The organism is Pseudomonas sp. IT-196MI5 (assembly GCF_949767415.1).
Classification (GTDB): Bacteria; Pseudomonadota; Gammaproteobacteria; order Pseudomonadales; family Pseudomonadaceae; genus Aquipseudomonas.
Genome location: NZ_CATKPZ010000033.1, coordinates 263,977 through 276,969 on the forward strand (window position 1 = coordinate 263,977; position 12,993 = coordinate 276,969).

10 protein-coding genes are annotated in these 12,993 nt (G+C 60.0%); 2 read left to right on the forward strand and 8 right to left on the reverse strand.

The window, feature by feature from the left end:
• The first annotated feature begins 12 nt into the window (after positions 1 to 12).
• On the forward strand, positions 13 to 1,353 hold the full coding sequence (locus ACM6IK_RS19655) for a hemolysin family protein (protein WP_218431557.1): 1,341 nt from the start codon (positions 13 to 15) through the stop codon (positions 1,351 to 1,353).
• Positions 1,354 to 1,463: 110 nt separating this feature from the next.
• Here ACM6IK_RS19655 and ACM6IK_RS19660 read toward each other — a convergent pair whose 3' ends face one another.
• The 8 genes from ACM6IK_RS19660 to ACM6IK_RS19695 form a co-directional block, all read right to left on the reverse strand.
• On the reverse strand, positions 1,464 to 2,360 hold the full coding sequence (locus ACM6IK_RS19660; protein WP_414875650.1) for a peptidoglycan DD-metalloendopeptidase family protein: 897 nt from the start codon (positions 2,358 to 2,360) through the stop codon (positions 1,464 to 1,466).
• A gap of 207 nt (positions 2,361 to 2,567) precedes the next feature.
• The gene (locus tag ACM6IK_RS19665; RefSeq protein ID WP_414875651.1) at positions 2,568 to 3,470 is read right to left on the reverse strand and encodes a response regulator; all 903 of its coding nucleotides are present in this window, start codon (positions 3,468 to 3,470) and stop codon (positions 2,568 to 2,570) included.
• Between the two features lie 167 nt (positions 3,471 to 3,637).
• Positions 3,638 to 4,399 (reverse strand): phosphate signaling complex protein PhoU, encoded by a 762-nt coding sequence (phoU, locus tag ACM6IK_RS19670; protein WP_007992846.1) that lies wholly within the window; start codon positions 4,397 to 4,399, stop codon positions 3,638 to 3,640.
• 111 nt (positions 4,400 to 4,510) lie between these two features.
• Positions 4,511 to 5,344, reverse strand: a complete 834-nt coding sequence (gene pstB / locus ACM6IK_RS19675; RefSeq protein WP_111283054.1) for a phosphate ABC transporter ATP-binding protein PstB — start codon at positions 5,342 to 5,344, stop codon at positions 4,511 to 4,513.
• A gap of 162 nt (positions 5,345 to 5,506) precedes the next feature.
• A complete protein-coding gene (pstA, locus tag ACM6IK_RS19680; protein WP_218431554.1) occupies positions 5,507 to 7,177 on the reverse strand; it encodes a phosphate ABC transporter permease PstA in 1,671 nt (556 codons plus the stop codon).
• A gap of 15 nt (positions 7,178 to 7,192) precedes the next feature.
• The gene (locus tag ACM6IK_RS19685) at positions 7,193 to 9,226 is read right to left on the reverse strand and encodes an ABC transporter permease subunit (protein ID WP_414875787.1); all 2,034 of its coding nucleotides are present in this window, start codon (positions 9,224 to 9,226) and stop codon (positions 7,193 to 7,195) included.
• Positions 9,227 to 9,637: 411 nt separating this feature from the next.
• Positions 9,638 to 10,639 carry a phosphate ABC transporter substrate-binding protein PstS gene (locus ACM6IK_RS19690; RefSeq protein ID WP_019580399.1) on the reverse strand — a complete coding sequence of 334 codons (1,002 nt, stop codon included), beginning with the start codon at positions 10,637 to 10,639 and terminating at the stop codon, positions 9,638 to 9,640.
• 243 nt (positions 10,640 to 10,882) lie between these two features.
• Positions 10,883 to 12,181 (reverse strand): MFS transporter, encoded by a 1,299-nt coding sequence (locus tag ACM6IK_RS19695; RefSeq protein WP_414875652.1) that lies wholly within the window; start codon positions 12,179 to 12,181, stop codon positions 10,883 to 10,885.
• A 364-nt stretch (positions 12,182 to 12,545) separates the two neighbouring features.
• Between ACM6IK_RS19695 and ACM6IK_RS19700 the strand changes: the two genes are divergently transcribed.
• Complete coding sequence (locus tag ACM6IK_RS19700) at positions 12,546 to 12,950, forward strand: acyl-CoA thioesterase (protein WP_007942704.1); 405 nt, start codon at positions 12,546 to 12,548, stop codon at positions 12,948 to 12,950.
• The last annotated feature ends 43 nt before the right edge of the window (positions 12,951 to 12,993 follow it).

A 12,993-nucleotide genomic window follows, 5' to 3' on the forward strand; every position in this document is an offset into this window, starting at 1 on the left:
CAAAACTCCATCATGGACCCTTCCCCTGGCTTGACCCTCGCTACAATTTTCGCCGACTTCGGCATGATTCTTTTTGCTCTGATCCTGGTTTTGCTCAACGGATTTTTCGTTGCGGCGGAATTTGCCATGGTCAAGCTGCGCTCGACCCGGGTCGAGGCCATCGCTGACAAGAACGGCTGGCGCGGGCACATCCTGCGCACCGTGCACAGTCAGCTCGATGCTTACCTGTCGGCCTGCCAATTGGGTATCACCCTCGCCTCCCTGGGCTTGGGCTGGGTGGGTGAACCTGCGTTTGCGCACCTTCTGGCGCCTGTACTGAGTGCCGTGGGCGTAGATTCCGCTGAAGTGGTCAAGGCGGTTTCGTTCTTCACCGCCTTCTTCATCATCTCCTACCTGCACATCGTGGTCGGCGAGCTGGCCCCGAAATCCTGGGCGATCCGCAAACCCGAGTTGCTGTCGCTGTGGACCGCAGTGCCGCTATACCTGTTCTACTGGACCATGTACCCGGCCATCTACCTGCTCAACGCCAGCGCCAACCAGATCCTGCGCATCGCAGGCCAAGGTGAGCCCGGCCCGCACCACGAACACCATTACAGCCGCGAAGAACTGAAACTGATCCTGCACTCCAGCCGTGGCCAGGATCCGAGCGACCAAGGCATGCGCGTTCTGGCGTCAGCAGTGGAAATGGGCGAGCTGGAAGTGGTCGACTGGGCCAACTCCCGCGAAGACCTGGTCACCCTCGAGTTCAATGCACCGCTCAAGGAAATCCTGGCGCTGTTCCGTCGTCACAAGTTCAGCCGTTATCCGGTGTACGACAGCGAGCGTCAGGAGTTCGTCGGCCTGCTGCACATCAAGGATCTGCTGCTGGAACTGGCGGCGCTGGACCACATTCCCGAGTCGTTCAACCTGGCCGAACTGACCCGCCCGCTGGAGCGTGTATCGCGGCACATGCCGCTGTCGCAGCTGCTGGAGCAGTTCCGCAAGGGCGGCTCGCACTTCGCCGTGGTCGAAGAGGCCGACGGCAACATCATCGGCTACCTGACCATGGAAGACGTGCTGGAAGTGCTTGTGGGCGATATTCAGGACGAACACCGCAAGGCCGAACGCGGGATCCTCGCGTATCAGCCGGGCAAACTGCTGGTGCGGGGCGATACACCGCTGTTCAAGGTTGAACGACTGCTGGGCATCGACCTCGACCACGTCGAAGCCGAAACCCTTGCCGGGCTGGTCTACGAGAGCCTCAAGCGCGTTCCGGAAGAGGAAGAAGTGCTGGAAGTCGAAGGCCTGCGGATCATCATCAAGAAGATGAAAGGGCCGAAGATCGTTCTGGCCAAGGTGCTGATGCTCGATTGAGGCATCCCAGCCTGAACCGCGTTGATGCCTTCGCTGGCAAGCCAGCTCCAGATATGCGCAGTTCCTGTAGGCGCTGGCTTGCCAGCGAAAGCGTCAGTTCAGACACCTCATCACTGCTTGCCCAACGCAAAGTTGGGCAGCGCACCGACCGGTTGATTGAACTGGTACGGAATCGATACCAGCCCCAGCCCGGTATTGCGCTGCACCACGAAGTGCAAATGCGGCCCGGTGCTATTGCCGGTGTTGCCTGACAGCGCCAAGGCGCTGCCCACTATTACCCGTTGACCTTCCCGAACGCAGACCGAGCCTTTCTTCAGGTGCAGGTAAACGCCCATGGTCCCGTCATCGTGCAGCACCCGCACGAAATTGCCGGATGCATCAGTGCCGCGCCCGCTCTGGCGATTTTCGGTTTTCACCACCACGCCGCCCCGTGCCGCAATGATCGGCGTGCCTTCGGGCATCGCAATGTCTATGGCGTAACGGCTCTTGGGCCCGAAGTGGCTGTAGGGGCCATTGGCGCCCTGAGTGATTCGGAATGGCCCGCCACGCCAGGGCAACGGGTACCGATAGCCCACCGTGGGCCCTGAGGGGTCGCCCAGGGAGTATTTGAACGTCGGAACGTATGCGAGGGGCCGTCCAGCTTTAGTCGCCGTGAGCTGCGCCAGGCGAACGCTGCTGCGTAGCGGTATCACGCGCCGAATCGTCCCGCCCGGCACACCGCTGGCGTTCTTCACCCCGGCAAAACTCAATTCGACTTCTACCGGTGCATACAGGTCATTGCGCACGTAAACGCTGTGCACACCATTTTTTTTCATGACGACGAGGCGCACCTGGCGCTCAAGATGCTCGACCATACCATCGCGAAAAACGAACACATGGGCGCCTTTGCTAGGGCGGTCGCTGTAGGAAACCACGCCATAGGCATCTTTGGATTTGTAGATGGTCATGGCCACGGCCGAGGTGGCGACCATGAACAGGCCACATAAAAACAGCAGGCGCGTGAACATGAGCAAGGATTCTGTCGAGTGAGGCCTGGGATTGAGCCTAGCAGCTGCAATGGACCCGGGTAGTCGGCAGATGTTTCAGAAAAGGTGTTCAGCAGATGTGCGGTAACAGTGATGACCCCTTCGCGAGCAGGCTCGCTCCCACATGAGAACGCATTCCAAATGTGGGAGCGAGCCTGCTCGCGAAGGCGGACTGTCAGGCGACGCGCCTCATGCGCCAGGAATGAAGTGCTTCTGCGCCGTACCCCGCGCAATCAGGCGCGAAATGTAATCGAGCTTCTGCGCATCCTGATCGACAAAGCGGAAGGTCAGTTGCAGCCAGTCGCTGTCAGGCTTCGGTTCGTGGGCCACGACGGCGTGCAGGTAGCCGTTGAGGCGGGCGATTTCGGCGTTGTCACCCTGCTCCAGATCCAGCACGGCGCTGTCGAGGATCTGCGGCAGGGCCTCGGTGCGCTTGACCACCAGCAGGGCTTCCTTGAGGCTCAAGGCCTTGATCACACATTGCTGGATGCCGTTCGGCAAACGCAGTTGACCCTGGCCACGGCCGCTGGCAGGTGCCGAAGAAGCCGCAGGCGTCTTGATCGGCAGGTTGTTGAGAAGGCCTTTGGACGGTGCAGGTGCGGCTGCTGGCGTAGCGACGGGCGCCTTGCCACCGGTCAAGGCGGCGAGGGAGTCGTTACCGAACGCCGAGCTTGTTTTGGTCGCAGCTACGTTGATCAAGGCGTCGAGTTTGCCGACCTTGTGCAGCGCCTGCTTGACCTTGGTGATCAGTTGCTCGTTGGTGAACGGCTTGCTGACGTAACCGGATACCCCGGCCTGGATCGCCTGGACAACGTTCTCCTTGTCGCCACGGCTGGTCACCATCACGAAGGGCATGCCTTTGAGGTTGTCTTGCTCACGACACCAGGTCAGCAATTCCAGACCGGACATTTCCGGCATCTCCCAGTCGCACAGGACCAGGTCGAAGGCTTCCTTGGCCAGCATGGCCTGGGCCTTTCTGCCATTGATCGCGTCTTCGATCCGCATGCCCGGGAAATAATTGCGCAGGCACTTCTTCACCAGGTCACGAATGAACGACGCGTCGTCCACGACCAACACACTGACCTTACTCATCCACCACCCCTTTAAAAAATCCCGGCCAGCATACCGCCTGGCTGATGGCACATTGCCAAAAACCTTCAGTCACGCCGGACTTTTCGTTCGCGGGTGCTGCTTTTCGAATTCGTCAGCCACAAACAAAAACGCCCGGCCAAAAGGCCGGGCGCTTTACTTGGGCAACCTTACTTATCGTCAGTTTTGCCCGGAACATTAGCGGTTTCGCCACTGGTTCCTTCAACTTCTTCCTTCATGCGCTTGAGACCCAGGTGCCGCACATCAGTGCCGCGCACCAGGTAAATCACCAGCTCCGAGATATTGCGTGCGTGATCGCCGATACGCTCCAGCGAACGCAGCACCCAGATGATGCTCAGAACCCGCGAGATAGAGCGCGGATCTTCCATCATGTAGGTGGCCAGCTCACGCAGGGCGGTCTTGTATTCGCGGTCGATGATCTTGTCGTACTGCGCCACCGACAATGCCAGCTCGGCGTCGAAACGGGCAAAGGCATCCAGTGCATCGCGGACCATGTTGCGCACCTGGTCACCGATGTGGCGCACCTCGACGTAACCGCGCGGCGCTTCGCCTTCTTCGCACAGCTGGATGGCGCGACGGGCGATCTTGGTCGCTTCGTCACCGATGCGCTCCAGGTCGATCACCGATTTGGAAATGCTGATGATCAAGCGCAGGTCGGACGCTGCCGGCTGACGACGGGCCAGAATGCGCAGGCATTCTTCGTCGATGTTGCGTTCCATCTGGTTGATCTGGTCGTCGATCTCGCGCACCTGCTGGGCCAGGCCGGAGTCGGCCTCGATCAGCGCGGTCACCGCGTCGTTGACCTGTTTCTCGACCAGCCCGCCCATGGCCAGGAGGTGGCTGCGCACTTCCTCCAGTTCGGCGTTGAACTGCTGGGAGATGTGGTGTGTAAGGCCTTCCTTAGAAATCATGTTGTCTGCTCCGCAAAAGCTGTGAGCTGCAAGCTACAAGCTGCAAGCTGATGTGTGTCGTACCCGAACCGCTCTGACCTGCCGCTTGAAGCGTGCGGCTTGTGGCTGCTGCTAGCCGTAGCGACCGGTGATGTAGTCTTCGGTCTGCTTCTTCGCCGGATTGGTGAACAGGGTATCGGTGTCGCCGAATTCCACCAGCTTGCCCATGTACATGAACGCGGTGTAATCAGACACCCGCGCCGCCTGTTGCATGTTGTGAGTCACGATGACGATGGTGAACTTGGATTTCAGTTCGTAGATCAGCTCTTCGACTTTCAGCGTGGAGATCGGGTCGAGTGCCGAGCACGGTTCGTCGAGCAGCAGCACTTCCGGCTCCACGGCGATGGTGCGGGCGATCACCAGACGTTGCTGCTGACCACCGGACAGACCCAGTGCCGACTCGTGCAGACGGTCTTTGACTTCGTCCCACAATGCCGCGCCTTTCAACGCCCACTCGACGGCTTCGTCGAGGACGCGCTTCTTGTTGATGCCCTGGATGCGCAGGCCGTAAACCACATTTTCGTAGATGGTTTTCGGGAACGGGTTCGGCTTCTGGAACACCATGCCGACGCGACGACGCAGCTCGGCCACGTCTTCGCCCTTGCGGTAGATGTTGCTGCCGTACAGGTTGATCGCGCCATCGACACGGCAGCCGTCAACCAGGTCGTTCATGCGGTTGAAGGTACGCAGCAGCGTCGACTTGCCGCAGCCGGACGGGCCGATGAAGGCGGTCACGCGCTGTTTCGGGATGTTCATGCTGACGTCGTACAGTGCTTGTTTTTCGCCGTAGAACAGGCTCAGGCCCGGCACTTCGATAGCCACGGTTTCCTGCTCGAGGTTCAGGCTCTGTTTGTCGCGACCCAGCGCCGACATGTTGATGCCGTGGGTATGTGCTTCGTGCTGCATGGGAGGCTCCCTGTGCTAACAAATTCGGTTCGTTTTCCGCCGGCCTTGGCCTGCGGTTACACAATTCTTTCTGTAGGAGCGAGCTTGCTCGCGATGGTCGTTCAGACACAAAAATGTGTCGGATGTACCTTCTTCGCGAGCAAGCTCGCTCCTACAGGGTTATCAGCTATCCAGCGCCTTGTACTTCTCGCGCAGGTGGTTACGGATGTACACCGCCGACAGGTTCAGCGTGGCGATCACCAGCACCAGCAGCAGCGCCGTGGCATATACCAATGGCCGTGCGGCTTCGACGTTCGGGCTCTGGAAGCCGACGTCATAGATGTGGAAGCCCAGGTGCATGATCTTCTGGTCCAGGTGCAGGTACGGGTAGTTACCGTCCACCGGCAGCGACGGCGCCAGTTTCACCACACCCACCAGCATCAGCGGCGCCACTTCACCCGCGGCGCGGGCCACGGCGAGGATCATGCCGGTCATCATGGCCGGGCTGGCCATCGGCAACACGATCTTCCACAAGGTTTCCGCCTTGGTCGCGCCGAGGGCCAACGAGCCTTCACGCACGGTGCGAGGAATCCGCGCCAGGCCTTCTTCGGTGGCCACGATCACCACCGGCACGGCCAGCAGCGCCAGGGTCAGCGAGGCCCAGAGCAGACCCGGCGTACCGAAAGTCGGTGCCGGCAGCGCTTCAGGGAAGAACAACCGGTCGAGCGAGCCGCCCAACACGTAGACGAAGAAGCCCAGGCCGAACACGCCGTAAACGATGGCCGGAACGCCCGCCAGGTTGTTCACCGCGATGCGGATAATCCGGGTCAGTGCGTTCTGCTTGGCGTATTCACGCAGGTACACCGCCGCCAGTACGCCGAACGGGGTCACGATCATCGCCATGATCAGGGTCATCATCACGGTGCCGAAGATCGCCGGGAAAATCCCGCCTTCGGTGTTCGCTTCACGCGGGTCGTCGCTCAGGAACTCCCAGACCTTGCTGAAGTAGAAACCGATCTTGGTGGTCGTGCTCATGGCGTTCGGCTGATAGGCGTGCACCACTTTGCCGATGCCGATTTCGATTTCCTTACCGTTCGCATCGCGGGCGGTCAGGCTGTCGCGGTTGAACTGCGCGTGCAGGTCGCTCAGGCGCGCTTCAATATCCTGATAGCGAGCATTGAGTTCAGCGCGCTCGGATTCCATGTCCGCTTGTGCGGTGGCGTCGAGCTGGCCATCCAGTTCCAGCTTGCGACCGTGCAAGCGGATGCGCTCGAGACCGGCGTTGATCGCACCGATGTCGGTTTTTTCCAGGTTCTTGAGCTGTGCAGCCAGCTTGTTCACGCGGTCGACACGAGCCTGCAACTCAGGCCATGCCGCTTCGCCTTCAGCGATAACCTTGCCGTCCTGTTTGACGTTGACCAGGTAACCGTAGAAGTTGCCCCACTCACGACGCTCGACGGCCATCAGCTCTGGCGGTGTCGTCTGGTTGGTCAGCCACTCGCCGACGGTCCAGGTGAAGTCGTTGCCGTTCAGGTCACGGTTACCGACCTTGATCAGCTCGCGGGTCATGAACTCAGGGCCTTCGTCAGGCACTGGCAAGCCAGCGCTCTTCAGACGGGCACGTGGCACTTCTTCTTTCTGCACCACTTCGCCAATGACCAGGTGCTGGCCCTGGCCCGGCACGTCGTAGCTGGCGTGGATCAGATCCGCCGGCCAGAAGTGACCCAGGCCGCGCACGGCAATCACTGCCAGCAGGCCAATGGTCATGATGACCGCGATGGACACCGCGCCACCGCTGATCCAGACGCCGGGGGCGCCGCTCTTGAACCATCCTTTCAGGGAGTTCTGTTTCACAGACTTCTACCTTTCTTAAAGCGACGAGTATTTCTTGCGCAGACGCTGACGAATCAGTTCCGCGAGGGTGTTCATGACGAAGGTGAACAACAGCAGCACCAGCGCCGAGAGGAACAGCACGCGGTAGTGGCTGCCGCCGACTTCCGATTCGGGCATTTCCACCGCGACGTTGGCTGCCAGGGTGCGCAGGCCTTCGAACAGGTTCATTTCCATGACCGGGGTGTTACCGGTGGCCATCAACACGATCATGGTTTCACCGACCGCCCGGCCCATGCCGATCATCAGCGCCGAGAAGATGCCCGGGCTGGCGGTGAGGATCACCACGCGGGTCATGGTCTGCCACGGCGTGGCACCGAGGGCCAGGGAGCCCAGGGTCAGGCCGCGAGGCACGCTGAACACGGCGTCTTCGGCGATGGAGTAGATGTTCGGGATAACCGCGAAGCCCATGGCCAAGCCGACTACCAAGGCGTTGCGCTGATCGTAGGTGATACCCAGGTCGTGGGAGATCCACATGCGCATGTCGCCGCCGAAGAACCAGTTTTCCATGAACGGACTCATGTACAGCGACAACCAGCCCACAAACAGGATCACCGGAATCAGCAGCGCACTTTCCCAGCCATCCGGGACTTTCAGGCGGATCGACTCAGGCAGGCGACTGAAGGTAAAACCGGCGACCAGAATGCCGATCGGCAGCAGCATCAGCAGACTGAAGATACCCGGCAAGTGCCCTTCCACATACGGTGCGAGGAACAGACCGGCGAAGAAACCGAGGATCACCGTCGGCATCGCTTCCATCAGCTCGATCACCGGCTTGACCTTGCGGCGCATACCCGGGGCCATGAAGTACGCGGTGTAGATCGCAGCGGCAACGGCCAGTGGAGCGGCCAGCAGCATGGCGTAGAACGCGGCTTTCAGGGTACCGAAGGTCAGCGGCGACAGGCTCAGCTTGGGTTCGAAGTCAGTGTTGGCAGCGGTCGATTGCCAGACGTACTTAGGCTCGTCGTAGTTCTCGTACCAGACCTTGCTCCACAGTGCGCTCCACGATACTTCCGGGTGCGGGTTGTCGAGCAGCAGCGGGTGCAACTTGCCGCCAGCTTCCACGATCACGCGGTTGGCGCGAGGCGACAGGCCGAAAACGCCTTGGCCTTCAGCGACCGGCTCCACCAGCAAGGTGCGGTGGGCGGTGCTGTGAAACACGCCAAGCTTGCCGGAAGCGTCGAGGGCAATGAAGCCCTTGCGGCGTTCTTCGGCAGTGATTTCAACGATCGGCGTGGTGCCCATCTGGAAAGTGCGAATCTGCTTCAGGCGCTGTTCGCCATCCGGATCGCGGGCCATGAACCACTGGGCCAGGCCACCTTTGGAGTCACCGATGATCAGCGAGATACCGCCCACCAGCTGGGTGCTGGCGGTGACTTGAGCTTCACCGTCTTCAAGCAGTTTGTAGCGACCATTGAGGCTCTTGTCGCGCAGGCTGAACACATCGGCCTGGGCACGCCCGTTGATCACGTACAGCCACTGCTGACGCGGGTCGACGAAGATGCTCTTCACCGGCTCGATCATCTGCGGCAGCTCGATGCGTTTCTGCTCGTTGGTGACTTCGCCGGTCATCATGTTCTCTTCGCTGGTCAGCGACAGAACATTGAGTTGCGAACCGGTGGCGCCAACCAGCATCAGGGTCGAGTCGTTGGCGTTGAGGCTGACGTGCTCCAGCGCACCGCCGGCTTCGTTCACCGCGATTGGCGCTTCGCCATACGGGTACTCGACGGCCGGGGTGATGGTTTTCTTGCCTTCCGGGTAGCTGACTTTATAGGTGTGACGGAACACCAGAGCCTGACCGTTGGACAGACCCACGGCCACCAGCGGGTGACCTGGCTGATCTTCTCCGATGGAGGTCACGGTGGTGCCGGCCGGGATCAACAGATCGACGCGCTTCAATTCAGCGCCACTGTCGATGTCGAAGAACAATGCCTGGCCCTTGTCGGACACCCGCATTGCCACCTGGTTTTGCTCTTCCAGAGAGATCATCAGCGGCTTGCCGGCGTCTTGCATCCAGGCGGGCGTAATGGCGTCCTTGGCGGTCAGGCTGGCACCCTGGAACAGGGGCGCGACGACGTAGGCAAGGAAGAAGAAGATCAAGGTGATCGCGCCCAGCACAGCGAGGCCGCCCACGAGGACGTACCAGCGGGTCAGGCGATCCTTGAGCGCGCGAATGCGGCGCTTGCGTTGCAGCTCAGGCGTATTGAAGTCAATTCGCTTGGGGGGATTAGTAGTCATGTTGGAATTGGCCAGATCATTCATGCGCACACCCTAGCGATCCTGTATGACAGAAAGATGACAATGCAGTGACGCAACAAATCCGCCGCTGGCGGTAACCAGCAGTGGATAGAGAATTAGAGGTGTATGGGGGCGGCTCCTGCCGCCCCCATGTGAGTCCAGAGGGGTAACTCTAGACTCAATTTGTTACTTTTTTGCGACTTCAGCGCCGCCTTCCGCCAGACCCAGGTCAGCCAGAGCTTTGGCAGCTACTTTGGCCGGCAGTGGGATGTAACCGTCTTTCACTACGACTTCCTGACCCTGTTTCGACAGAACCAATTTCACGAACTCGGCTTCCAGCGGGGCCAGAGGCTTGTTCGGGGCTTTGTTGACGTACACGTACAGGAAGCGGGACAGCGGGTACTTGCCGTTCAGGGCGTTTTCTTCGGTGTCTTCGATGAACTCGGTGCTGCCCTTCTTGGACAGAGCAACGGTTTTCACGCTAGCGGTCTTGTAGCCGATGCCCGAGTAACCGATACCGTTCAGCGAGGAGCTGATCGACTGCACGACCGAAGCCGAGCCTGGTTGTTCGTTCACGTTAGGCTTGTAGTCGCCTTTGCACAGGGCCTCTTCCTTGAAGTAGCCGTAGGTGCCGGATACCGAGTTACGACCGAACAGTTGAACCGGCTTGTTGGCCAGGTCGCCGGTCACGCCCAGGTCGCCCCAGGTTTTCACGTCGGCTTTAGCGCCGCACAGACGAGTCGACGAGAAGATCGCATCAACTTGTTCCATGGTCAGGTGCTGGATCGGGTTGTCCTTGTGTACGAATACAGCCAGGGCGTCCACGGCAACCGGGATAGCGGTTGGCTTGTAGCCGTACTTCTGCTCGAAGGCAGCCAGTTCGGTGTCCTTCATCTTGCGGCTCATCGGGCCCAGGTTGGAGGTGCCTTCAGTCAGCGCAGGTGGCGCAGTGGCGGAGCCAGCGGCCTGAATCTGGATGTTTACGTTCGGGTATTCTTTTTTGTAGTTCTCAGCCCAGAGGGTCATGAGGTTGGCCAGGGTATCGGAGCCGACGCTGGACAGGTTGCCCGACACACCAGTGGTCTTGGTGTAGCTCGGGATAGCAGGGTCAACAGCGGCAACCGCGTTGGCAGTCGCAACGCCAGCAGCGACAAAAGTCATTGCCGCCATCAAACGCTTCAGTTTCATGCCTTACTCCTAGCAGATAGGGTGTGTTATTCGGGGCCAAGTATCAGCAGGCCGTGTGAACACTCTATGGCTGAAATATGACAATTGGATGAAAGGCCAGTATTCCGCTCTTTGCAGGATGATTTGAGTCGCCTTCAATCGCGAGCAGGCTCGCTCCCACAGGGGTCTGCGTCAAACACAGAACCCGTGTGGGAGCGAGCTTGCTCGCGATGGGGCCAGTACAGGCAACAGAAAAGTCTGCGCTTAGCGACGTTGCTTCCAGAGATAAGCACCCACCAAAATCCCCACCCCGCACAATACCGCCACATAGTAGGCAGGCCCCATCGCACTTTCCTTGAGCAACAGGCTGACGATCATCGGCGTCAGGCCGCCGAAAATGGCGTAGGCGACGTTGTACGAGAACGACAACCCGCTGAAGCGCACCACCGGCGGGAACGCCTTGACCATCACGTACGGCACCGCGCCGATGGTGCCGACCAGCAGACCGGTCAGGGCATACATTGGGAACAGCCAGTCGGGATGGTCAGCCAGGCTGTGGTAGAAAGTCCAGGAGCTGGCCAGCAACGCGGTACAGCCGATCACGAAGACTCGTCCTGCACCGAAGCGATCGGCCAGTGCGCCGGCAATGATGCAGCCAAAGCTCAGAAATACGATCGCCACGCTGTTCGCCTGCAGGGACGTGGTTGGCGAGACGTGATAGACCGTCTGCAACACAGTCGGGGTCATCAGAATCAGCACCACGATGGCGGCAGACAACAACCAGGTCAGCAACATCGAAATGGCGATCGCACCACGATGGTCACGCAGCACCGCCCGTAGCGGCACCTCTTCGGCCAGGGCCTTGCGCAGTTGCAGCTCAGCGAACACCGGGGTTTCGTGCAACCAGCGACGCAGGTACACCGAGAACAGACCAAACACGCCACCCAGCAGGAACGGGATGCGCCAGGCGTAATCCGCTACTTCCACCGCGGTGTAGAGGCTGTTGATCGCCGTGGCGACCAGCGAGCCGAGCAAAATGCCGGCCGTCAGACCGCTGGTCAGGGTGCCGCAGGCGTACCCGACATGCCGTTGCGGAACGTGTTCGGAAACGAAGACCCACGCCCCCGGCACTTCACCGCCAATGGCCGCTCCCTGAATCACCCGCATCAACAGCAACAGGATCGGTGCCCACATGCCGATCTGTGCATAAGTCGGCAGCAGACCCATGATCAAGGTCGGGACGGCCATCATGAAAATGCTCAGGGTGAACATTTTCTTGCGACCCAGCAGGTCGCCGAAGTGCGCCATCACGATGCCACCCAGCGGCCGTGCCAGGTAGCCGGCGGCGAAGATGCCGAAGGTCTGCATCAGGCGTAGCCACTCGGGCATGTCCGCCGGGAAGAACAACTTGCCCACCACCGTGGCGAAGAACACGAAGATGATGAAGTCGTAGAACTCCAGCGCGCCGCCCAAGGCAGACAGCGATAGCGTCTTGTAGTCGTTGCGGGTCAGCGGGCGGGCGGGTTGGTCTGGCTGCGCGATGCTCGAGGGCGCTGTGGTCATGGCAAGGGCTTCTCTTATAGTCGGATCTGCAACCTCAACGACGCTGGCGGAGGTTTGGGCAGGTCCGGCACGATAGCAAATTGATCGAAAAAGCACATAGAGGTGCGTTTTTGACGGTCAAAATGAGAACCGGATGGTCGTCGCGGAGTCTACCGACCGATATACTCGCAGTCTTGCTCCGGTTTTTCAGGGGTTGCTGTGCGAAAACGCCTGTCAGGTTCATAGGCGATTTCGCAGAGTTTCCCTTTAGGCGCCTTATGGAAAACGTGACGAACGTAGTATGTTCGGTGCTGAATCGTTTTTCCCGAAGACGGCTACCACCAGCAATACCAACGAAGAGTCACGGGTCAGAGGCACCCCCGGAATGATAGAGCTCGAACAAGAAGATCCGATCCCGCAAGGCGACCTGGCCCTGCAAATCACCGCGCTTCCTCGCGAAACCAACGGCTTCGGCGATATTTTCGGCGGCTGGCTGGTGGCGCAAATGGATTTGGCGGGCACCGCTATGGCCAGCAAGGTCGCTGGCGGACGTGTTGCCACCGTCGCGATCGACCGCATGGCCTTTCTGGTTCCGGTGGCGGTGGGCGCGCAGCTCTCCTTCTATACCCAGGCCCTGGAAATCGGCCGCAGCTCGATCAAGATGATGGTCGAGGTCTGGAGCGACGATCCGCTGTCCAGCGAGTGGCGTAAAGTAACCGAAGCGGTGTTTGTGTTCGTTGCCATCGACGGCAGCGGTCGCACCCGTTCGGTTCCGCCTCGGGCTCGCTAAACCTGGCAGCCGTTTTGCGGTCGATAGTCGTCCACGTTACTGA